18 protein-coding genes are annotated in these 22,696 nt (G+C 63.7%); 8 read left to right on the top strand and 10 right to left on the bottom strand.

Translation table 11 applies throughout. From position 1 onward, the window contains the following. Positions 1–11: 11 nt before the first annotated feature. From ACX80Z_RS02200 to ACX80Z_RS02190, 3 genes are all read right to left on the bottom strand, one after another. Positions 12–845, bottom strand: a complete 834-nt coding sequence (locus ACX80Z_RS02200) for a carbohydrate ABC transporter permease (RefSeq protein ID WP_026040908.1) — start codon at positions 843–845, stop codon at positions 12–14. Between the two features lie 92 nt (positions 846–937). Then, positions 938–1,876, bottom strand: coding sequence for a carbohydrate ABC transporter permease (locus tag ACX80Z_RS02195; protein ID WP_019481563.1), 939 nt, complete (start codon positions 1,874–1,876; stop codon positions 938–940). Further along, positions 1,854–3,923, bottom strand: a complete 2,070-nt coding sequence (locus ACX80Z_RS02190) for a beta-galactosidase (protein WP_459314784.1) — start codon at positions 3,921–3,923, stop codon at positions 1,854–1,856. Before ACX80Z_RS02190 ends, ACX80Z_RS02195 begins: the two co-directional genes overlap by 23 nt. 234 nt (positions 3,924–4,157) lie before the next feature. Between ACX80Z_RS02190 and ACX80Z_RS02185 the strand changes: the two genes are divergently transcribed. Next, positions 4,158–5,174 carry a LacI family DNA-binding transcriptional regulator gene (locus ACX80Z_RS02185; protein ID WP_459314783.1) on the top strand — a complete coding sequence of 339 codons (1,017 nt, stop codon included), beginning with the start codon at positions 4,158–4,160 and terminating at the stop codon, positions 5,172–5,174. Between the two features lie 11 nt (positions 5,175–5,185). On the opposite strand, the gene ACX80Z_RS02180 is transcribed toward ACX80Z_RS02185, so the two are convergent. From ACX80Z_RS02180 to ACX80Z_RS02170, 3 genes are all read right to left on the bottom strand, one after another. Next, positions 5,186–5,623 carry a hypothetical protein gene (locus ACX80Z_RS02180; RefSeq protein WP_019481566.1) on the bottom strand — a complete coding sequence of 146 codons (438 nt, stop codon included), beginning with the start codon at positions 5,621–5,623 and terminating at the stop codon, positions 5,186–5,188. A gap of 99 nt (positions 5,624–5,722) precedes the next feature. Beyond that, positions 5,723–6,961 carry a class I SAM-dependent methyltransferase gene (locus tag ACX80Z_RS02175; protein ID WP_459314782.1) on the bottom strand — a complete coding sequence of 413 codons (1,239 nt, stop codon included), beginning with the start codon at positions 6,959–6,961 and terminating at the stop codon, positions 5,723–5,725. A gap of 1 nt (position 6,962) precedes the next feature. After that, on the bottom strand, positions 6,963–8,588 hold the full coding sequence (locus tag ACX80Z_RS02170; protein WP_019481568.1) for a peptide chain release factor 3: 1,626 nt from the start codon (positions 8,586–8,588) through the stop codon (positions 6,963–6,965). 338 nt (positions 8,589–8,926) lie between these two features. Between ACX80Z_RS02170 and groES the strand changes: the two genes are divergently transcribed. From groES to ACX80Z_RS02150, 4 genes are all read left to right on the top strand, one after another. After that, positions 8,927–9,223, top strand: coding sequence for a co-chaperone GroES (gene groES / locus ACX80Z_RS02165; RefSeq protein WP_019481570.1), 297 nt, complete (start codon positions 8,927–8,929; stop codon positions 9,221–9,223). Positions 9,224–9,342: 119 nt separating this feature from the next. After that, a complete protein-coding gene (gene groL / locus ACX80Z_RS02160) occupies positions 9,343–10,950 on the top strand; it encodes a chaperonin GroEL (protein ID WP_019481571.1) in 1,608 nt (535 codons plus the stop codon). A gap of 279 nt (positions 10,951–11,229) precedes the next feature. After that, positions 11,230–12,756, top strand: a complete 1,527-nt coding sequence (gene guaB / locus ACX80Z_RS02155) for an IMP dehydrogenase (RefSeq protein WP_019481572.1) — start codon at positions 11,230–11,232, stop codon at positions 12,754–12,756. Between the two features lie 55 nt (positions 12,757–12,811). Continuing rightward, the gene (locus tag ACX80Z_RS02150; protein ID WP_035766237.1) at positions 12,812–14,665 is read left to right on the top strand and encodes an ABC transporter ATP-binding protein; all 1,854 of its coding nucleotides are present in this window, start codon (positions 12,812–12,814) and stop codon (positions 14,663–14,665) included. A gap of 10 nt (positions 14,666–14,675) precedes the next feature. Here the strand turns inward: ACX80Z_RS02150 and ACX80Z_RS02145 are convergent, their stop codons facing one another. Further along, complete coding sequence (locus ACX80Z_RS02145; protein ID WP_019481574.1) at positions 14,676–14,951, bottom strand: hypothetical protein; 276 nt, start codon at positions 14,949–14,951, stop codon at positions 14,676–14,678. Between the two features lie 75 nt (positions 14,952–15,026). Continuing rightward, positions 15,027–15,557 (bottom strand): MarR family winged helix-turn-helix transcriptional regulator, encoded by a 531-nt coding sequence (locus ACX80Z_RS02140; protein ID WP_459314781.1) that lies wholly within the window; start codon positions 15,555–15,557, stop codon positions 15,027–15,029. Positions 15,558–15,710: 153 nt separating this feature from the next. On the opposite strand from ACX80Z_RS02140, the gene ACX80Z_RS02135 reads away from it, so the two are divergent. Genes ACX80Z_RS02135 through ACX80Z_RS02125 form a run of 3 tightly spaced genes read left to right on the top strand, consistent with a single transcriptional unit; the run spans position 15,711 to position 19,171 of the window. Beyond that, complete coding sequence (locus ACX80Z_RS02135; RefSeq protein ID WP_019481576.1) at positions 15,711–16,850, top strand: GuaB3 family IMP dehydrogenase-related protein; 1,140 nt, start codon at positions 15,711–15,713, stop codon at positions 16,848–16,850. A gap of 49 nt (positions 16,851–16,899) precedes the next feature. After that, complete coding sequence (locus ACX80Z_RS02130; protein WP_024476851.1) at positions 16,900–18,624, top strand: glycerol-3-phosphate dehydrogenase/oxidase; 1,725 nt, start codon at positions 16,900–16,902, stop codon at positions 18,622–18,624. Between the two features lie 55 nt (positions 18,625–18,679). Then, positions 18,680–19,171, top strand: coding sequence for a PTS sugar transporter subunit IIA (locus ACX80Z_RS02125; protein WP_024476852.1), 492 nt, complete (start codon positions 18,680–18,682; stop codon positions 19,169–19,171). Positions 19,172–19,205: 34 nt separating this feature from the next. On the opposite strand, the gene ACX80Z_RS02120 is transcribed toward ACX80Z_RS02125, so the two are convergent. Both ACX80Z_RS02120 and ACX80Z_RS02115 read right to left on the bottom strand, forming a co-directional pair. Beyond that, positions 19,206–20,972, bottom strand: coding sequence for an ABC transporter ATP-binding protein (locus ACX80Z_RS02120; protein WP_459314780.1), 1,767 nt, complete (start codon positions 20,970–20,972; stop codon positions 19,206–19,208). Next, positions 20,965–22,686: an ABC transporter ATP-binding protein gene (locus tag ACX80Z_RS02115; protein WP_459314779.1), complete on the bottom strand. Its 1,722-nt coding sequence runs from the start codon at positions 22,684–22,686 to the stop codon at positions 20,965–20,967. Before ACX80Z_RS02115 ends, ACX80Z_RS02120 begins: the two co-directional genes overlap by 8 nt. Positions 22,687–22,696 lie beyond the last annotated feature (10 nt).

Genomic DNA, 22,696 nt, shown 5'->3' with positions numbered 1-22,696 from the left:
AAATCTGTGTGCTATTTGACGCCGCCGGCGCCGAGCCCGCTGCTCCAGAAGCGTTGTAGTGCGAGGAACGCGATGATCAGCGGGACAATCGAGACGAGAGCTCCGACAAGCACCAGGGACCGCAGTTCGGGGATCTGGCTGATCTGGCTGTTCCACGCGTAGAGGCCCAGGGTGACCGGGAAGAGTACCTGATCGCGGAGCATGATGAGAGGAAGGAAGAAGTTGTTCCAGATCGCCACGAACTGGAAGAGGAAAATCGTGACCAGCGCGGGAGCCATCAGGCGGGTGGAGACCGTGAAGAAGGTCCGGACCTCCCCCGATCCGTCCAGCCGCGCTGCCTCGAGCAACTCCCCGGGGACGCTGGCCGCCGCGTAGATCCGGGCCAGGTAGACGCCAAACGGGCTGACCAGGCTCGGCAGGAACACCGCCCACATGGTGTTTGTCAGATTGGCCTGGCTGAAGATCAGGAAGAGCGGCAAAGCCAGCGCTGTCGCGGGAACAAGGACACCGCTGAGCACGATGTTGAAGATCGCCTCGCGTCCCTTGAACTCGTATTTGGCGAGCGCGTACCCGCACATCGCGGCAATGACGGTGCCGAGCAGGGCTCCGATCCCCGCGTAGATGGCCGAGTTCAGGAGCCACCGGCCGAACAGTCCGTCGTTGTAGGTGAATAGCCGTCCCAGGTTGTTGAAGAAGGTTCCGAACGAATTCGCCGTGAACCACAGCGGCGCCGTCGACGTGATTTCGCCACCGGTTTTCGTTGAGGTGGTGAGGAGCCACCAGATGGGGGTCAGAAAGTAGAGCGTGAAAACACCCATGATGAGCATCGCGGCGCTGCGCGACATGATGCTCTGGCGGGGTCCACGCGCGGTGTCTTCCCGGGGCGGTCTGGGTCCTCCACCGCGTGGGCGTTTGGAGGCCGTGGCTGGGGCTGCGGTCACTGGGTAACCTTCCGCTGGGTCGACTTCAGGAAGACGAAGGAGAGGATGAACGTGGCGAGTGCGAGGACCACCGAGAACGCCGCGGCCAGATTGTAGTTTGGAACCGACGCGGTGGTGTAGACCGCGAGGTTGGGCGTGAACGTGCTGTTGATCGCCGAGCTGAAGCTACGCAGGGTCTGCGGTTCGGCGAGCAGCTGCAGGGTGCCGATGATCGAAAAGACCGCCGTCAGGATGATCGCCGGGATCACCAGGGGGATCTTGATGCGCCACGCGATCTGGATGTTGCTCGCCCCGTCGAGCCTCGCGGCCTCGTAGATTTCGGTGGGGATCGCCAGCAGCGACGCATAGATGATGAGCATGTTGTATCCGACATACACCCAGGTCACGATGTTGGCTATGGCCCAGAGCACGAGGTTCGCCGACAGGAAGTCGACGTTCGATGTCACCGCGCCGAAGGGTGAGAGCGACGGCGAGTAGAGGAACCCCCACATGATGGCGGCGATTACTCCCGGGACGGCGTAGGGGGCGAAGAACGCCAGGCGGAAGAACTTTTTCCCCTTCAGCAGCGGTGAATCCAGCAGCAGGGCGAACAGGAGCGCCAGCCCCAGCATGATGGGCACCTGTACAGCGCCGAACACCATCACCCGGCCCACCGAAGCCCAGAACGCGCCGTCCTGGAAGACCTGCTCGTACTGCACAAAGCCGCCGAAGACCTGGCGGGGTGCGCCGAATGTCCCTTCGCGCTCGACGGTGAGCAGCGACTGCACAATCGCGTAGACGATCGGAATTGCGTAGAAGGCGAGGAACAGGAGCCCGAACGGCGCGATGAACAGGGCGACGGCGCGGCGCTGCGCTCCCGACGAACGGTTTTTTCTCACGACCGGAGGGGCCTTTGGCGCCCCGACCGGAGGGTTAGTGACTGTCATGGCCTGCATCCTTTCGGCCCTGAGCCAGGCCGTGGGCGTCGGGGATTTCTGGGGTGGTACGAACCACGCGCACTGCGCCGGCGGGAACGACGACGACGCCGGACACGGCCTCGTCAGTCAACAGTTCCAGGCCGCTGACCCGGTGTTTGCGGTCCTCGGTGGTGTGGTTGAGCAGGAAAACGTACTCATGGCCGTTGCCGCGCCGCGTGATCGACTCGAGCCCTGACTGCACCTCGGGCAGTGTCACGCCGGCGGTCACCGCGGCTCGCAGCAGCAGGTCCTTCAAGACGCCACGGTCCAGTACCGTCGCGGCATACCAGGCCTCACCGGCCCCATAGTGGTTGCGGGTCACTGCTGGGGTGCCCACGTGGGTGCCGGTGGCATAACTCAGGATGGCTTCGGCTCTCGTGAGGTGGAGCGCTTCGGACCAGAGAGAGGCGGGGGACCCGTTGTCGAGGGTGAGCGGATGTGCCGGATCGAGAGGGAAGAACTCCTCCGTGCGGATACCCAGCAGGTCCCTGAATGCTCCGGGGTACCCGCCGGGGCGCACTCTCTCGTTCTCGTCAACGATTCCGCTGAAGAAGCTGATGAAGGCGGACCCGCCGTCGTCGACGAAATCCCTGATGACCGCGGCATGCTCGTCCCGGATCAGATACAGGTTCGGGACCACCACCAGCTTGTAGCGGGAGAGCGGAGCGCCGGGGGCGACGACGTCGACAGTGAGTCCGGCTTCCCACAGTGCGGTGTAGGCAGCGTGGACCTGGCCGATGTAGCTGACGTCACCCGACGGGTGCGACTCCTGGTCGTGGGCCCACCATGCCTCCCAGCTGAAGACGAGCGCCACCTCGGCGTGCACCGTGGTTCCGCCCAGCTCGCGCAGCTTTCGGAGGGCTGCGCCGAGGCCGACGACGTCGCGCCAGGTCTGCGAATCGGTGCCGGCGTGGGGGAGCATGGCGGAGTGGAATTTCTCGCTGCCCTGCAGAGACGCGCGCCACTGGAAGAAGCAGAGGCCATCGGCGCCACGTGCCAGGTGGCCGAGTGAGTTGCGGACCATCTCGCCGGGCCCCTTGGCAATGTTGCGGGGCTGCCAGTTCACGGCGCCGGTGGAATGTTCCATCAGCAGCCACGGCTTGCCCTGGGCGAGTCCGCGGGTGGTGTCGGCGGCGAACGCCAGTTCAACCAGGGGCGCGTCGAGCCGGTGGTCGAGGTAATGGTCGTTGGCGATGACGTCCATCTCAGGGGCCCAGGTCCAGTAATCCTGGTTGCGGATGTGGGCGGCAACCATGAAGTTGGTGGTGATGGGGATGGAACTGTGGTTCCGGATCACTGCGGCTTCAGCCTGGTAGTAGTCAAGCAGTGCGTCGGAACTGAAGCGTTGGAAATCGAGTTCCTGGGTGGGGTTCAAAGCCGAAATGGTGGCCCGCGGGGGAAGGATCTGTGCCCAGTCCGAGTAGCGCTGGCTCCAGAAGGAGGTGCCCCAGGCCCGGTTGAGCTCGTCAACGGTGGTGTAGCGGTGGTGCAGCCAGGTGCGGAACGCGGCGGCTGAGACGTCGCAGTAACACAGCGCGTTGTGGCAGCCCAGTTCATTGGAGACGTGCCATACGGTGACCGCGGGGTGGTTGCCGTACCGTTGCGCCACCCGCTCCACCAGCCGGAGTGCGCGCTCGCGGAATATCGGGGAGCTGGGGCACCACGCCTGGCGTCCGCCGGGCCACCGCCGGGTGCCGTCGGCCATTTGCGGAAGGATTTCCGGGTGCAGGGCGGTCAGCCAGGGGGGAGGGGAGGAGGTGCCGGTCCCGAGGTTCACCGAAATACCGTTGGCATGCAACAGCGCAATGACCTCGTCCAGCCGGTCAAACGTCACGACGCCGTCGGCGGGTTCCAGCTCAGCCCAGCCGAAGATGTTGATGGCGGCGAGGTTGACACCCGCCTCCTTCATCAACCGGATGTCCTCGGGCCACACGGCGGGATCCCATTGCTCAGGGTTGTAGTCGCAGCCGTAGACCAGGTCTCCGTTGCCGGAGAGATCTGTGACAGTGGTGGTGCTCGAATTCAACCCGGCTCCTCGTCGTCGTTAGCGGACGTTCAGCTCGAGGGCGGCCGGTGAAGCGGATGCGTTCTGTGAACGCTCCCAGAATCGGGCTAATGAACTCGCCTTCGAGGTCTTCTGTGAACGTTCCCAGAGTAAGGCACGTCACATTTGCTTGTCAACGAAATTATTTGGCCGCGGGTGCGATGCGAGCCTGGGGCAGGCCACGGCCGCAGGCAGCGGCTCGGCTAAGGTACAGGTATGGAGTCAACGCGCACGCGCATCCGCAGGGCAACCATCAATGATGTTGCGTCGGCTGCCGGGCTGTCCCGTGGGACGGTGTCGCGGGTTGTTAACGGGGAACGCTATGTGTCCGAGGATGCGAAACTGGCCGTGGAAGAAGCGATCCTGCGGGTCGGATATGTGCGTAACTCGGTGGCCAGGAATCTGGTCCGGCAGGAGTCCGGGGCCATCGGACTGATCATTCACGAACCTCACTCGCTGTTGTTTGAAGACCCCAACATCGGGTCGATTCTGCTGGGCGCCAACGCGGTATTGTCAGCCGCGGACTACCAGCTGGTGTCGCTCATCATCGACTCCGAACGCGATAGCCGCAGGGTTGCCGACTATCTTCAGGGTGGCTTGGTGGACGGCGCGGTGATCGTGTCCGCGCGGGCGTCCGACCCGATTGCCTTGGCGGTCAAGAATCTCGGTGTGCCTGCGGCCTTCGTCGGCCACCCACCGGGGATCCCGGATATTCCGTATGTTGCTATCGATAACGCAGCGGCAGCCGAAGCCATCACCGCCCGACTGTTGGACACTGGACGTACCCGGGTGGCCATGATCGCGTGCGCGCTTGACCGTGACTCCGGCCAGGACCGGCTGGCCGGGTTCAAGGCCGCGATGGGGGATTTGTTTGATCCAGGGCTGGTGGTGGAGTACCCGCTGTACACGTATGGGTTTGGGCTGGAGGGGATGCAGGAGTTGCTCAGGCGTCGCCCCGACCTCGACGGCGTCTTCGCGGCATCCGATGCTGTGGCCGCCGGAGCGATGACGGCCCTGCAGGAAAGTGGCCGTCAGGTCCCGGAGGACGTGGGGATTGTCGGGTTCGACGACAGTAGCTGGGCGCTGAGGTGCCGGCCACAGCTGTCAACGGTCAGGCAACCGGCGGATCTGCTGGGTAAACGGGCGGCGGAACTGGTGCTGGCCCAGATCAGAGGGTTGCCGAGCCCAGCGGAAGTGCTGGAGACGTCAGTGATGTGGCGGGGATCGGCCTAGGCAGCCGGGCGTTACCCCCGCAGCCGTCGTCGGGCCTGTCTGATTGCCTCGGTACACTGGCGGATCCCGCCAGCGCAGTAATATATGTCTTCCCGATAGCGCCGCCGCACCCAGCGCAGCAGCCGGTCCGTCAGACTGACCTGAGTGCGCGCATCGCTGGGATTGGTCATCAGCCACCGGCTGTCGAGAAAACCCGGCAGGCAGTAGATCAGATCGTGGGCGTCGAACAGCCGCAGGAAGGCACCGTTCGGTTGAAACTCACGTTCGGCAGCGAGAATGATTCCGGATTCCGGCCCTAGCAGCACCGTAGCGTCCACTGACTCAAGGTAATGGCACAGGTGGGCCATCACCCGGTAGTACCGCGCGCCGACGACATGACTGCGGCCCGCACTTTCGTCCGCCAGGAACGAACGCAGAATGACATCTATTCGTGGGGTTTTTGCTTCCATGAGCAGACTCTTCCACCCGCCACCGACACTTTCCGGCGACGACGACGGCGGCGACGACGCCGACGACGGCGAGTGGCTACGCGGGAGCAGCTGACGCCGTCAGGCGGTGACGGGCTCGACGACGATCGCCACCCGATCCTCACCGATCCGGGTGAGGACCAGCGTGGCCTTCTTCTTTCCGGCGGATTTACGGGCCTTCCCCGACCCGGCGAGGAGCTGCTTGCGAAGTTCTTCGGGGGTCACCGAGGTGCCGCGTTTTTTGATGTCCAGCACGCCGATGCCGTTCTCGCGGACCCACGTCCGGAGGGCCTTGACGTTATACGGCATCACGCTCAACACCTTGTAGGCGCGGGCGAACGGAGTTTCCTGCAGGTTCGGGGCGCAGATGTATGCGATCCGCGGATCCAGCAGGTGGCCATCCAGTTGACGTGCGACGTCCGCCACCAGCCCGGCGCGGATCACCGCGCCGTCCGGCTCGTATAGGTACCCTTCGGGGGCGCCGATCGGCGGGCGGGTTCCGTCGTCGAAATCGGCTGCACTGGTGAGCTCCGCGGCACCGTGGGAGCTAATCACCAGCGCGGAACGGCGCACGTCGGGGCGCTTCAGGGAGTTGAACCAGAGTGACACCTCAGTGACATCCCCATCGACGGACACCCACTGCGCCTCGCACCCGGCGGGCACCGCCTCGTGGGGGATGCCCGGGCCTAGCTTCACCCCGACTGGGGTCCCTTCGTCGGCGAGCCGCTCGACGAAGGACAGGGGAGGGGAAAATGCCTCCGGGTCAAAGATTCGGGTGGTGCCCGAGGTGCTGGTGGTGCGGCGGGCAGGGTCCAGCCAGACGCCGTCGTACCCGGTGAGGTCGAACGACTCCGCATCGCCACCCACCACAGTCGCATTGGGCCAGGGCATCAAGTTCATGGTTGCGGCGGCGGCGGTCGTCTCGTCGATCTCCACGGCAGTGACCCGGCGGTCCAGGCTGGCCAGGGCGATCGCGTCAGCACCAATCCCGCAGCCCAGGTCGGCGACCCGTTCGAGGCCAGCCGTGACAAAGCGTTCAGCATGACGGGCAGCCACACCGAGGCGGGTGGCCTGTTCCAGACCGGCGGCGGTGAACAGCATGCGGGCTGCGAACGGCCCAAACTTCGTTTCCGCCTTGGAGCGCAACCGGGACTGGGTCAGAGCGGCCGAGATGACCACCGGGTCGTGTCCTGCCCGGCGCAGCGAGGTGCTCAGGCGCATCGTGTCGGCTTCGTTGTACGGAGCCAGGGAGTTCAACAGTTCCCAGCCCGCAGGGGTCAGGAGCGGCGCGATCAGGTCAGTCGCGGCGTCGGAGGCCATCTCAGTAGCCTCGGGCGTCCCCGGCATCGGTGCCGATGGTGCTCAGCGATATCTCGGGGGAATTCTTCTCGACCCGACGCAGCGCCCAGATGTCGTTGAACAGGGCCAGATACTCGCCGTCGGACCGGACCAGCACCTCAGTGCCACGGATGGCGCTGAGGGCTGCCTGCGCGTCGTGGGTGGTGAGCCGGGCCAGCGAATAGGGGAGCGGCTCCATTCGCATCGGTGCGCCGAAATCGTGCTCCATCCGGTCGGCCACCACCTCGAACTGCATCGGCCCGACGGCGGCCAGCACCGGTGCCTGATCGCCACGAAGATCCGAGCGCAGCACCTGAATGATTCCCTCATGGCCCAGCTGTTCAATCCCGCGCCGGAACTGCTTGAAGCGGCCGGCATCCTTGGATCTGGCCACCCGGAAGTGCTCGGGGCTGAACAGGGGAATCGGCGGAAACTCCACCGGCTCCTCGATGTAGAGGCTGTCGCCCATCCGCAGCGCCGATGCATTGACGAGCCCGACGACGTCGCCCGGCCAGGCCTCGTCAATCACCTCCCGTTCACGGCCGAAGAGCTGCTGGGCGTACTTGGTGGCGAAGGTCTTGCCGGAGTTGGCGTGGGTGACCACCATGCCGCGCTCAAACACGCCGGAGCAGACCCTGATGAATGCGACGTGGTCGCGGTGCGCGCGGTTCATGCCGGCCTGGACCTTGAAGACAAATCCCGAGAAAGGGGCATCGACCGGACGGGGGTTGCCGTCGACGTCCTTGCGGGGACCGGCGGCTGGTGCCAGGTCGACCAGGGCGTCCAGGATGTGCTGGACGCCAAAGTTCAGAACTGCTGACGAGAACAACACCGGGGTGCCCGTACCGGCGTGGAAGCTTTCCAGATCGAACGGCTGGTTCGACTCGATGACCAGCGACGCTTCGTCGAGGGCGTCCGTCCAGGCGTCGCCCTCCTGTGCCAAGGCTTCGGCTGGGCTCAGGTGCTCTTCGACGGCAAGGGAAGCACCGGCGTTCTTGCGGGTGAAACGAACAAACTCGTCACGCTTGAGGTCCCACACGCCGCGGAAGTCGCCGGCGAAACCCACGGCCCAGGTCAGCGGCATCGGAATCAGCCCGGTGCGCTCGGTGATTTCGTCCATGAGTGCCAAAGCATCCAGCCCGGGTCGGTCCCATTTGTTGATCACCGTGATGATGGGAATGTTGCGTTGCCGACAGACCTCGAACAGCTTCATGGTCTGGGTCTCAAGGCCCTTTGCTGCGTCGATCAGCATGACCGCGCAGTCCACGGCGGCCAGCACCCGGTACGTGTCCTCGGAGAAGTCCGAGTGGCCGGGGGTGTCCAGCAGGTTGATGACCGTGTCCCGGTAGGAGAACTGCAGCGCCGTGGAGCTGATGGAAATGCCGCGGTCCTTCTCCATCTGCATCCAGTCGGATACGGTCTCCCGGCGGTTCTCCTTGCCGTTGGTGGCACCGGCCGTGCCGATCACGCGGGCGTGAAGGGCCAAGGCTTCGGTCAGGGTCGATTTGCCGGCATCGGGGTGAGAAATGACGGCGAATGTACGACGGCGGGACGCCTCCTGGGCGATGCCAGTGTGGCGCTGGGTGGAGGCCTGTACCTGCTGGGTCACGAAACTGCTTTCGAAAGTGGTGGGAATGCCATTGCTGGCCAGTTCCCCAGTCTACTGGGCGGAGTCTAACGGCGTCGAAGCGCGGTCGGAGCACGGCCTGGCCGCTGAACCCCTGGAAATGAATTCCTGGGATAAACCGGTCGGAAACCGGGCTGCGCTGGCAGCGCAATCTGGCACTCGCCTTGACCGAGTGCTAACCAATGCATAAAGTCAGACTTGGCACTCTCACCATGAGGGTGCTAACTCCTTCAGGGAAGCGTGAGCCGGCACCGCGACGACGGTCAGCGCCATCCGAAGGCCTTAATTCCATTTGTCACCCAAGCGAAGGAGAGGTCCGCGTGCCGGTCTCTATTAAGCCTCTTGAGGATCGTATTGTTGTCCGCCCACTGGAAGCCGAGCAGACCACTGCGTCGGGTCTGGTAATCCCGGATACTGCCAAGGAAAAGCCCCAGGAGGGCGAAGTTGTTGCAGTAGGCCCAGGCCGCGTTGACGATAACGGAAACCGCGTGCCTGTAGATGTAGCCGAAGGCGACATTGTCATCTACTCGAAGTACGGCGGAACCGAAGTCAAGCACGCCGGCGCAGAGTACCTCGTACTCTCAGCCCGCGACGTTCTGGCGATCGTCGTTAAATAGTTTCACTCGAGAGAACCCCGGCCACACAGGCCGGGGTTCTCTCGTCGGTGCGTGAAGACGTACCAAGAACCACCAGGTTTTTCACAAGCAGTATTTGCACAATGGAAGAGGAACACATCATGGCAAAGCAGTTGAAGTTTGACGACGCTGCACGCCGCGCGCTGGAAGCGGGAGTCAACAAGTTGGCTGACACCGTCAAGGTGACGCTCGGCCCCCGCGGCCGCAACGTCGTGCTGGACAAGAAGTGGGGCGCCCCCACCATCACCAACGACGGCGTGACCATCGCCCGCGAAATCGAACTGGACGATCCGTTCGAGAACCTTGGTGCTCAGTTCGCCAAGGAAGTGGCCACCAAGACCAACGACATCGCCGGTGACGGCACCACCACCGCGACGGTGCTGGCACAGGCACTGGTCACCGAAGGCCTGCGGAATGTCGCAGCCGGCGCTGCCCCATCGCAGCTGAAGCGTGGCATTGAGGTCTCCATCGAGGCCGTTGCTGCCCGCCTGCTCGAGAATGCCCGCGAAGTTGTCGGTCAGCAGACCGCCAGCGTCGCCTCCATCTCCGCCCAGAGCTCAGAGGTCGGCGAGCTCATCGCTGAAGCCTTCGAGAAGGTCGGCAAGGATGGCGTTATCACCATCGAGGAGTCCTCCAGCACCCAGACCGAACTCGTGCTCACCGAGGGCATGCAGTTCGACAAGGGCTTCCTCAGCCCCTACTTCATCACCGACGCCGAACGCCAGGAAGCAGTGCTCGAAGACGCACTGATCCTGATCAACTCCGGCAAAATCTCCTCACTGCAGGAATTCCTGCCGCTGCTGGAGAAGGCGCTGCAGGCCGGCAAGCCCCTCTTCATCATTGCTGAGGATATTGACGGCGAAGCGTTGTCCACCCTGGTAGTCAACAAGATCCGCGGCACCCTGAACGTGGTTGCCGTCAAGGCGCCAGGCTTCGGCGACCGCCGCAAGGCAATGCTGCAGGACATCGCCACGCTGACCGGTGCCCAGGTTGTTTCACCAGACCTCGGCCTCAAGCTGGACCAGGTAGGCCTTGAGGTGCTGGGTTCCGCTCGCCGGATCACCGTTACCAAGGACACCACCACGATCGTTGACGGCATCGGCAGCGAGTCCGATGTTGCGGACCGCGTAGCCCAGATCCGTGCCGAGGTTGAGCGCACCGATTCTGATTGGGACCGCGAGAAGCTTCAGGAACGCCTGGCCAAGCTGGCCGGCGGTATCGGAGTCATCAAGGTTGGCGCAGCCACCGAGGTTGAGCTCAAGGAAAAGAAGCACCGCATTGAGGACGCCGTGTCAGCGACACGTGCAGCTCTCGATGAGGGCATTGTTGCCGGCGGCGGCGCGGCGCTGATCCACGCCTCGAAGGCGCTGGACACTGACGCTTCGGTACTCGCCCTCGAAGGCGACGCCGCAACCGCAATCAACCTGGTGCGACGCGCCTTGGCCCAGCCACTGCGCTGGATCGCTGAGAACGCTGGCCACGAAGGCTACGTTGTGGTGCATCGCGTCGAGGAACTCGAGCCCGGACACGGCTTCAACGCTGTCACCGGTGACTACGAAAACCTCATCGACGCCGGCATCATCGACCCCGTCAAGGTCACCCGTTCAGCACTCCGGAACGCGGCCTCGATCGCGGCCCTGATTCTCACCACCGAAACACTTGTGGTCGAGAAGCCAGAGAGCGACGACGAAGAAGGTCACAGCCACTAGTCCCCTCAAGGGCTAGACAGACATGGCAGCACCCCCGGTCCTCGGACCGGGGGTGCTGCCATCTGGTGGGCAGTTCTCCCTATCCACTCCAGCTCCTACTATCGGCTGATAACCCACCAGATTGATGCTCTGCTCCATTCCTGATCCATCCGGGCTGTGTCGAATCGCACGCTCCCGGAATAGGGTGCACCCGGCAATCGTTTTAGGATGAGAGTCTGGCAATTCGAATATCCCTCGGCCAGCTTCTACCCACAGACCATCTGAGAAAGAGGCGATGCAGTGACCCAGCCGTCCCAGCGCAACGAAACCCATGACCCATTCGGATTCGTTGGCCTGACGTACGACGACGTCCTGCTCCTGCCCGGCCTCACCGATGTGATCCCGTCCGAGGCTGACACCAGTTCGCGCGTTTCCAAGCGCATTACCGTTCAGACCCCGCTGTTGTCCTCGGCAATGGACACCGTCACCGAGGCACGCATGGCCGTGGCAATGGCCCGACAGGGCGGCCTCGGCGTGATCCACCGGAACCTGTCGATCCAGGATCAGGCGGAGCAGGTGGACCGGGTCAAGCGCAGCGAGTCCGGCATGATCGCTCATCCGGTCACCATCGGACCCGATGCCACCCTTGCTGAGCTGGACGAACTATGCGGCCACTATCGGGTGTCGGGTCTTCCCGTCGTCGACGACGCCGGGCATCTGCTCGGCATCGTCACCAATCGTGATACCCGATTCGTCTCCGAACATGAGTGGCCACACCGCCTGGTGCGCGCGGTCATGACTCCCATGCCGCTGGTGACCGGGCAGGTCGGAATCAGTGGTGAGGACGCGATCGGGCTGCTGGCCAAGAACAAAATTGAAAAGCTTCCGCTCGTCGACGGAGAAGGCATCCTTCGAGGACTGATAACTGTTAAGGACTTTACAAAAGCCGAGCAGTATCCGCTCTCCACGAAGGACGACGAAGGCCGGCTGCGGGTCGGCGCCGCTATCGGCTTCTTCGGTGATGGCTGGGATCGAGCCATGGCCCTCGTGGACGCCGGAGTTGACGCCCTGTTCGTTGACACCGCCAACGGGCACAGTGCCGGTGTCCTCGAGATGATTGCCCGGCTCAAAGCCGAACGATCAGTGGCTCACGTCGACATCATCGGTGGCCAGGCAGCAACACGGGACGGCGCCCAGGCGCTGATCGACGCCGGCGCCGACGGTATCAAGGTCGGGGTAGGCCCAGGATCCATCTGCACCACTCGAGTGGTGGCGGGCGTTGGCGTACCCCAGGTGACCGCCATCTATGAATCAGCCAAGGCTGCCATCCCGGCAGGGGTGCCCGTGATCGCCGACGGCGGACTCCAGTACTCGGGCGACATCGGCAAGGCGCTGGTCGCCGGCGCCGACACCGTCATGCTCGGCTCGCTGCTGGCCGGCTCGGCCGAAGCCCCTGGCGAACTGATCTTCGTGAACGGCAAGCAGTACAAGACCTACCGTGGCATGGGTTCCCTCGGCGCCATGCAGACCCGCGGAAAGAATACGTCCTACTCGAAGGACCGCTACTTCCAGGCCGACGTCACAGGGGACGACAAGCTGATCCCCGAAGGCGTCGAAGGCCGCGTTGCCTACCGCGGACCGCTCGAGTCCGTCGCCTACCAACTGGTCGGGGGACTGCGTCAGACCATGTTCTACACGGGTGCCCGCACCATCGGAGAGCTGAAGGCAAAGGGCAAGTTTGTCCGTATCACTTCCGCCGGCTTGAAGGAGTCGCACCCCCACGACATCCAGATGACCGTCGAGGCTCCGAACTACGGCAGCAAGTAACGCACCGGGCGCGGGTCAGCAGCATGCATGGGTCCCGGCAGAACGGTGAGGATCCATGACAGATGATGAGCTCCGCCCACCCCGGGTCCCTCGACCGAGGCTTTCCCTGAGACCCTACGCGCGCGCCGTCGGACAGGTCCTGAGAGTGAGCTTCAGAGCGTCACCGGGCGCCGTCGTCATGAAGGTCGTGGGGTCGCTGATCGCGGCTGTCCTCCCGCTGGTGACCACCTATTTCGCCGCGCTGACCACGACCGCGCTTGCCGAGGCCTACGCCGGGAATCCCGACGCCGGCCAGCAGGCAGTGCTCTATGTGCTGATCACCGCCGGCCTGGGATTGTTTTGGGGCGCCTTCACCAGCGTGGACCGGTATATCCAGCAGGTCATGAGCTTCAGGGTGGGAGCGGTGGTGGGTGACCTGATGTACGAACGGTTTCTCGCGCTCGAGTTCTGGCGGTACGACGACAAGGACACCGTTGACCTGTACGACCGGGCCAAACGGTTCTCGGATTCCTATGCGCGCGTTCTCGACCGGATCGCTGCGATCTTCACCCAGCTAGCCTCGGTGGTCCTGGCCATCGGCGCGCTCCTGCTGGTCAGCTGGTGGGTCGCACTGATCGTACTGATCGCGATCATCCCGAGCGTCTACCTACAGTTCAAGCTATCCCGCGAACAAATGGCCCACTGGAATACCCAGGTGGATTCACGCCGGCAGCGTCGGCTGATAGAAACGAACCTGATTCGGCCGCAACATATTGCCGAGATGAGGCTCTACGGCATCGTGGGCTACCTGATGGACCTGCGGTCCCGCCTCCGCGATGCCGACGAACTCCGCCGACTGGAGTTCCAAAAGCGGTACATTCCCAAACAACTGGCTGCCGATGCACTTCAATACGGCGCCGAAGTGGTGGCCCTGATCTGGGTGGTAGGTCAAATCATTGCCCGGGCACAGCCGGTGGGACAGTTCCTCTACATCCAGCAGATTGTCAGCCGCGCCCTTACGACCGCCAATTCGCTGGTCACTTCACTCAGTTCAATCGATGAGGACCTCGCGAACCTCAAGGACTACGAGGAATTCATGAAATACCCCACGGCCGTCGGCGGTGGAGAGGTGCTGGCCAAAGCCCCGGCTGAGGTGACGTTGGAGAATATTTCCTACACCTACACCGGTGGGTCAGTTCGGGTGCTGAAGGGCATTTCCCTGAGCATCCGGAAGGGACAGCACATAGCCATTGTCGGGGAAAACGGTGCGGGAAAGTCGACCCTGATCCGCGTTCTGGCCGGGCTGTACCAGCCGGAGTCGGGCAAGGTGCTGCTGGATGGGCAGGACCTGAGGGGTCTGGACATCAGCTCATGGCATCGGCATCTCGCGGTGATGTCGCAGGATTTCCTCAAGTACGAATTCGCAACGGCGGCCAACAACATTTACTTCGGGGATGTGTCATTGCCACGGGACGATACACGGATCGAGCGGGCCGCCCGCGACGCCGAGGCCAGCGACTTCATCAGTCGCCTCCCGAACGGGTTCGAAAGCCATGTCAGCAACTGGATGGAAGACCCCCGTGGACGGAAGGGGAGTGGGCTGTCCGGCGGGCAATGGCAGCGACTGGCGATGGCCCGCAACTTCTACCGCGGTGCCCCGTTCATCGTGATGGACGAGCCCACCTCGGCGATCGACGCGCTTGCCGAACACCGCATCTTCGGCCGGCTCTTTGCCGACCGGGAACACACGATTATTGCCATCAGCCACCGGCTGGCGACCATCGAGAAAGCCGACATCATTTACATGCTGGAGGATGGGCAGATCGCGGAGTCGGGAACCCACGATGAACTCGTGAATCTCCGTGGCCGGTATTTCAGGATGTTTGAGAGCCAGCTTGGGCTTGACCCGAACACCGTTACTGAAACCTGATCGGCAAGCCCTAAGCCGAGGTCTTGTCCTTCGGCTCCTGAGCCGAGGTGGCAAACGCGTCTCGTCCGTCCACGGGCAGTTGATGGTCCGCGGCTCGGTAGTCAAGTTCGGCCCTGAGCTCCTCGTAGCGGGACTCGGTTTCCGGATCGGGCTCGTGATCCGTGGTGTATTCGGTGTCCAGCTGACGGTGGATTTTGCTGTTCAGAATTTCAACCTGGCTATCCTCCAGGGGAGCCAGGTCCGCCGGGAAGGGCTGCTCCGGTGAAAGCCTACTTTTGTCGCCCATAAGCCTCTGCCTTTCGAAGAATGTGCTCGGATAATCCCTGCACACGGCAGTCTACGTCGAAAGGGCTGCGAAATATTAGCCTGCGGCCTGAGCGCCACCGTTGCGTCCTGCACCCAATTCTTCGATCAGGTTGCGCAGCTCCGCCCTGAGGGTGTCGGAGAGCAGCCCGCCACCGGCGATGAGGTTCTGTTCGATCTTGAGTGCACTGACCAGCGCGCTCCTACCGGCGTCGGAAACTGAAACCATCTGGATTCGCTGGTCCACTTCGCCCCGGACGCGATTGACGTAGCCATTCACCTGAAGCTTCTCGATGGTTTTACCCATGGTCTGATTCTGTACACGAATCAGCTGAGCCAGCTTGGTCTGATTGATCGGGCCGTAATCCTGCAACACCCGCAGCGCGGTGTACCCGGCATGGGTGAGTCCGAGGTCAACCAGCCCCGCGTTCCAGGCATGGTCGACCAGTCGCGCCGCGGTGGTTAATAGCCTCCCGGTGGGCCATTGCTCCAGCTCCTGCATGTCGACAACTCCTTCACTAGTGAGATCGGAGGACCGGTACCAGGTAGGCTCCCATGTCCGGGATGCGATGTCGGGGATGCCATCCACCCTAGCCCTCTTGTGGGGCGAAAAGAAAGTAGGCTTATCACCTTCTGGTGGGATCTGGTGGGTGGAGCCCCCTAATTCAGGGCGAAAGGCCGGCTGAACGCCGGGAAACCCGCCGCGGAGTCCTTGCGTGTCGCCCTGGGATAACCTTGTCAGGTGACTAACGAGATTGAAATTGGCCGAGGCAAGCGCGGACGCAGGGCGTACTCCCTCGATGACGTAGCGGTGGTTCCGTCCCGCCGCACCCGTGACCCCCATGACGTGTCCGTGCAATGGCAGATCGACGCCTACCAGTTCGAAATGCCAGTCATCGCCGCACCGATGGATTCCGTGATGTCACCGGAGACCGCCATTGCCATGGGGCGGCTGGGCGGTCTTGGCGTGCTCAACCTTGAGGGTTTGTGGACCCGCTATGAGGATCCCCAGCCCATGCTGGACGAGATCGCGAACCTGAGCACCGAGAATTTCAGTCCGGCGGCCACCCGCCGGATGCAGGAAATTTACAACGCGCCAATCCAGGAGGGCCTGATCACCAGCAGGCTCGCCGAAATGCGCGAGGCCGGGGTCACGGTGGCCGGCTCTCTGACACCCCAACGCACCCAGCAGTTCTACAAGACCGTCCTCGCCGCCGGGGTCGATATCTTCGTGATCCGTGGCACCACGGTCTCCGCCGAGCACGTCTCCAAGGACGACCGACCCCTGAACCTCAAACAGTTCATTTATGAGCTCGACGTCCCGGTCATCGTCGGAGGAGCCGCCGGTTACACCCCGGCGCTGCACCTGATGCGCACCGGTGCTGCCGGCGTGCTGGTCGGGTTTGGCGGGGGTGCGACGACGACGACGCGACGCGCCCTGGGCATCCACTCACCGCTGGCTTCGGCCATTTCGGACGTAGCAGCCGCACGGCGGGATTACATGGATGAATCAGGCGGTCGCTACGTGCACGTGATCGCGGATGGCGGGATGGGTGCCAGCGGTGACATCGTCAAAGCCATCGCGATGGGTGCCGACGCGGTCATGCTCGGTTCGGCACTGGCCCGCGCCGAGGAAGCGCCGGGACAGGGCTGGCACTGGGGCCAGGAGGCTCACCACGACGAACTACCCCGCGGCGACAGGGTCAAGATTGGCACGGTGGGTCCGCTCAAGGAGGTGCTGTGGGGGCCGTCGCATCACACGGATGGAACCTCCAATGTGATTGGCGCCCTGCGCCGGGCGATGGCCACCACCGGCTACTCGGACCTCAAGGAGTTCCAGCGGGTGGAAGTAGTTCTTTCCCCCTACATTTCCAACGGCTGATTGCTAAGGTTGGGGGACGTAGTATCGAACCCGACGAAGGATCGCCGCCATGTCATCAGGAGCACTGAGCCCGAAGAACCGTGAAGACGCGCTAGCAGCGTTGAAAGCCACCTCGGAGTCCGGTAGAGAGTTGGACATCCTGATCGTAGGCGGCGGCGTCGTCGGCGCTGGATCGGCGCTCGACGCCGTGACCCGCGGACTGGACGTGGGGATGGTTGAAGCCCGCGACTGGGCATCAGGCACTTCCTCACGGTCATCGAAGCTGATCCACGGTGGTCTGCGGTACCTCGAAATGCTCGACTTCGCGCTGGTACAGGAGGCCCTCAAAGAACGCGGCCTGCTGATCCAGCGAATCGCACCGCACCTGGTCCGACCGGTACCGTTCCTCTACCCGCTCACCAAGCGGTTCTTCGAGCGCCCCTATGTGGGTGCCGGAATCTTGCTGTACGACACCATGGGCATGACCTCAGGCAACTCGCGGGGCGTCCCCATGCACAAGCACCTTTCCCGTCGCGGGACCCTCCGGGCCGCCCCCAGCCTTAAAGAAGACGCAATGGTGGGCTCCATCCGCTATTACGACGCCCAGGTGGACGACGCGCGGTATGTGGTCAACATGGTGCGGACCGCAGATCACTACGGGGCCAAAGTCGCCAACCGGGTGACGGTAGTAGATTTCCTCCGCGAGGGTGAACGTGTGGTCGGAGCCCGCGTCAAGGACCAGGAAACCGGCGAACAGTTCGACATCCGCGCGAAGCAGGTCATCAATGCCACGGGCGTCTGGACCGACGAAACCCAGGCTATGGTCACCGACCGCGGCCAGATGAAGGTCAGGGCCTCAAAGGGCATCCACCTCGTCGTTCCGCGGGACCGCTTCCAGTCCACAGTGGGACTGATCCTGCGCACCGAGAAGTCCGTCCTGTTCGTTATCCCCTGGGGTCGTCACTGGATCATCGGAACCACCGACACCGACTGGGACCTGGATAAGGCGCACCCGGCCGCGTCCTCCAAGGACATCGACTACATCCTGGAGCATGTCAATAAGGTGTTGCGCCGCCCGCTCACCCGGGAAGACGTCGAGGGTGTGTACGCCGGGCTGCGGCCGCTTCTGGCTGGCGAAAGTGACTCCACGGCGAAACTTTCACGGGAGCACGTGGTCGCGCACCCGGTTCCGGGCCTCGTGGTCGTCGCTGGGGGCAAGTGGACCACCTACCGGGTGATGGCCAAGGACGCGGTGGATGAGGCGACCCGGGCACTGGACGAGCGGGTCCCCGCCAGCTGCACCGAAACCGTTCCGCTGCTGGGCGCTGAAGGGTACAAGGCGGCATGGAACAAGCGTGCCAGGATGGCCGACCAGTCGGGTGTCCACGTGGCACGGGTGGAACACCTCCTGCAGCGCTATGGAAGCCATGCGGAGGACATTCTCGCGCTGATCCGCGAGGACAGGAGCCTCGGCGAGCCGTTGCCAGGGGCAGATGACTATCTTGGAGCTGAAGTGGTCTACGCGGTAACCCATGAGAACGCGCGCCATGTCGACGACGTCCTCACCCGCCGCACCAGGATCTCCATTGAATCCTGGGACCGTGGCGTGTCGGCGGCTCCTGAGGTCGCGTCGCTGATGGCGCCGTTCCTCGACTGGAGCGACGCCCAGGTGGACCGCGAGGTCAAACACTACCTCGCCCGGGTAGAAGCCGAGCGGCTGAGTCAGGAGCAGCCCGACGACGTCCTGGCAGACAATGCCCGGATGGGAGTCGAAGATATTGTGCCGCTAAGCTAGGACCGCGGTCTGGACGCCGTGCCGCCTGCCCAATGCAACCCGCGAGAGGTCTACCATGACCGAGCGATCCCTGGAATTCACCGATGCCGTTTTGACCACCCCTGATCTGGTGATCCTGGAGATGGTTGCCGCCGACAAGGAAGCGGCGACGGAACAGCTTGCCACCAAACTGTTCGAGGCGGGGCGTATCTCGCAGCTCGAGGGGTTCCTTGCGCAGGTCAATTCGAGGGAACACCAGATGGCTACCGGGCTGCCGGGTGGGGTAGGGCTGCCGCACGCGCGCAGCGACTACGTTAACCAGACCAGTATCGCGGTGGGCGTCACCAAATATGGCCACAGCCTCGACTTCGGGGCAGTGGACGGACCGGCGACGCTGGTCCTGCTGATCGCCACGCCGTCGCAGTCCTTCTCGGAACACCTCGAGGTGCTGGCCACGCTGGCGCGGTCCCTGTTCAAGGAGAACTTCAGGGAATCACTCAGGCGTGCCCACGACACCGAGGTAATCGCCGAGTTGATCAATTCCTCACTGGTGTTCTTCGACCACTGAGCCGTCTGCGAGAAGCCCGTTGTCATGGCGGTCGTCATTCGGACCGCCATGACTTCCACAACGCCGCATAGGAACCATCAAGGGCGAGCAGCTCATCGTGCGAGCCGAGCTCGGTGATGTTGCCGTTCTCCACGATGGCCACCCGATCGGCGTCGTGAGCCGTATGCAGGCGGTGGGCAATGGCCACCACGGTCCGCCCCTCCAGTACCGCGTTCAGCGAGCGTTCCAGATCGCGGGCGGCCTGCGGATCGATCAATGAGGTTGCCTCATCCAGGACCAGTGTGTGCGGGTCGGCGAGGACCAGCCGCGCGAGTGCAAGTTCCTGGGCCTGGGCTGGGGTTAGCTCGTGCGCGCCGGAACCCACTTCGGTTTCGAGTCCGAGCGGTAGGGCGCGCGCCCAACCCAGCGCCCCGACGTCGTCCAGGGCCTGTTCGAGTTGCGCCTGCGTCGCATCGTCCTTACCGAGGCGGATGTTGTCCGCCAGGGATCCGACAAACACATGGTGTTCCTGAGTGACCAGTGCCACCTCACGGCGCAGCGCGTCGAGGGGACGATCAACCAGGGGCACGTCTCCGACGGTGACCGAACCGGCGGTGGGCGGGTGAATCCCGGCAATCAACCGTCCCAGGGTGGACTTACCAGCGCCTGAGGGCCCGACCATTGCCAGCCGTTCCCCCCGACGTAACTGCAGATCCACACCATGCAGGACGTCGTGGCCGGGGCGGTAAGCGTACCGTGCCTTGGATACGAGGATGTCGTCGTTCAACGGCTCATTATCGGTGGCGTGCCGATCCGGCCGAACCTCCTTGATCCCTACGATGCGCGCCAGCGATGCGGCACCCACCTGAATTTCGTCGGTCCACATGATCAGGAGATCCACCGGATCAATGAGCCGCACGGCAAACAAGGCAACCGTTGCTACGACGCCGGGGGTAACGACGTCGAGGGAGGCGAGCCAGCCGCCCCAGAGCAGCACACCCGCCACCGGCAGCCAGAAGGCAAAGTCGGCTGCCGGGAAAAGCACAGTGCGCAGCCAGAGGGTGTACCGCTCGGCCCGGTAGCTGTCCGTCAACGCTCCATCGATGCGGTCCCGGCGCAGCGCACCCAGCCCAAGAGCGTCTACCGTGCGGGCGCCCTCGATGGTTTCGGTGATCGAGCCGTTCACGACGGCGTAGGTTTCCCGTTCCTTCTGGTAACCAGCCGAGCTTCGCTTGAGGTACCACCGGGTCACCGGATACAGCACGGGGAGGCCGACCAATAGAGCCAGTGCGAGGATCGGCGAGGTGATCACTGCTGCGCCGATGGTCAGCAGGATGGTCACTATCGACACCACCACCTGGGGCACACCGAACCGCACAGTGTGGGAGACGGCGTCGACGTCGTTGGTGGTGCGGGATACGAGGTCACCGGTTCCGGCCTTTTCCACGGTGGACAGCGGCAGCGAGGTGACCTGTTTCATGAAGTCCTCGCGCAGTTCGGCGAAAACCGTTTCCCCGAACACCATTCCGGCCCGGACGGCCAGTCGTCGCAGGAGGGCCTGAACTATCAGGAACCCCAGCATGATCAGCGAAATGACCGCAATATAGTCCGAAGTGGTTCCCTCGACCACGGCGTCGACCACTCGACCGAGTAGTACTGGTCCCACCAGTCCGGCGATGGCAGACCCAACATAAAGCGCAATGACGCGGGAAAGTCCGCCGCGGTGGTGCCTGATTAGCCGCGCGGCTTCGGCTCGAACCTGGGGCGGGTCCGCAACCGGAAGCTTCCCGGTCGGGTCGGGAGCGGCAGTTGTTTCACTCACTTCGGATTACCACGTTTCGGTAGGCGGGCTGGCTGGTCAGCAGCTCCAGGTGCGTTCCTTCAGCGGCCACACGGCCATCCTCAAGGTAAATGACGTGGTCCATGACGCCGAGCATCAGCGGGCTGGCCGTCACCACAACCGTGGTCTGGTCGGCGCCGCCCCGCAGGCCCTTCAGCCGGGCAGCGATCCTGGACTCGGTATGGGCATCGACGGCGCTGGTTGGTTCGATCAGCACCAGCGTCTCGGCCTCAGTCAGCAGGGCGCGAGCGAGGACCAGGCGCTGACGCTGCCCACCCGAAAAGCCCCTGCCGCGCTCGGTCACCTCGTGGTCCAGGCCGTCGTCGATTCCGTCGAGGATGTCCAGTGCACTGGAGGCGTCCAGGGCGGCAAGAATGCGCGTGTCATCATGCCTCGCCTGTGGATCCAATTCGGAGCGCAGGGAGCCGGTGAAAAGCTGGGGGTTCGCCTCGCTCACCACGATCCGCTGGCGGATGTCCTGCAGTGCGATGTTGTGTAACGGTTCGGCACCCCAGCGGACTTCGGCGAGGTGGAGCACCTCGTCCTCAAACCGGCCCAGCCGGGTTGCCAGATCGGCTGACGCGGCGGTGTCCACCGACACCACCGCGGTCATCCGACCGGGGTGGATGAGCACGCCGGTGCTGGCGTCGTGCAGCGTAGCGCCGGGGGGTGGTGCTGGGGAAGTGGTGTCCCTGTCAGTTACGTCGGGTTCGACGACGAGAACGGCGATAATCTTGCGGGCACCAACATGTGCCCGGATGAAGCGGGCCACGCTGTCGGCAGCCGCGCGAATCGGAGTCATGAGGAAGATCGAATAGCCGTAGAGCGCCACCAGCTGTCCCGGCTCGATCTCGCCGGCGAGGGCCAGATTGGCGCCGACCCAGGTGAACAGCACGCTGAAGGCCCCGGCAATGAATACCTGGGAAGCTTCGAGATCGGCCAGGGAGTACGCAACACGGATGCCAGAGTCCCGGGTTTTCGCGGAGTGCTGACGGTAGCGGTTCACGAAAATGTGCTCACCGCCGATTCCTCTGAGCACCCGGAGCCCGGCCACCGTATCGGCGCCGACGGCGGTCATCTTGCCGGACGCTTCGCGTTGTTCACGCTGACGGGCCTGGAGGGGGCGGACCACGAAGAGCAGGAGGCCGCAGCACGCAGGAACACCGATCAGGACGATCAGACCGAGCAGGAGGGAGGTTTGTGAAATGAGCACACAGACCACCAGCCAGGCCATGATGGAGCCGGCCAGCCGGGCCGATACCGCGTAAATCTCGCCCAACCGGGTGGCGTCCGAGGCCGCAGTTGAAACCACCTCACCGGTGGAGAGCCGCCGCGGCAAAGCATCCCCGGTACGGGTGATCTTGTAGCCGATCAAACGGATCGAATGGAAGGCCGCCTGCAGCCAGCCGCTGATTGCCGTGCGGTGCTCGAGAGTGCCTGCGACTGCCTGCACGACGGTCAGGAGGATCAGGACGCCCACCCACAGCAGGAGCCGGTCGAAGTCGCCTGCCACCACGCCTTCATCGATGGCCCGGCCCAGCACATAGGGCATTACAGCCTGGGCGACCATCCAGGCAGTGCCGAACACTACTCCGGCCAGAAGAGTTGCTTTTTGCTTCGATGCGAGCCAGAGCAGATAGCGGGAAGGGGAGCGGAGGTCCGGAGGGCCGGGGTCAGGGTAGGGATACGAGCGCACGATCAACCAT

It is taken from the genome of Arthrobacter sp. TMT4-20, from assembly GCF_054510775.1.
This window is presented reverse-complemented; position numbering and strand designations above follow the sequence as displayed.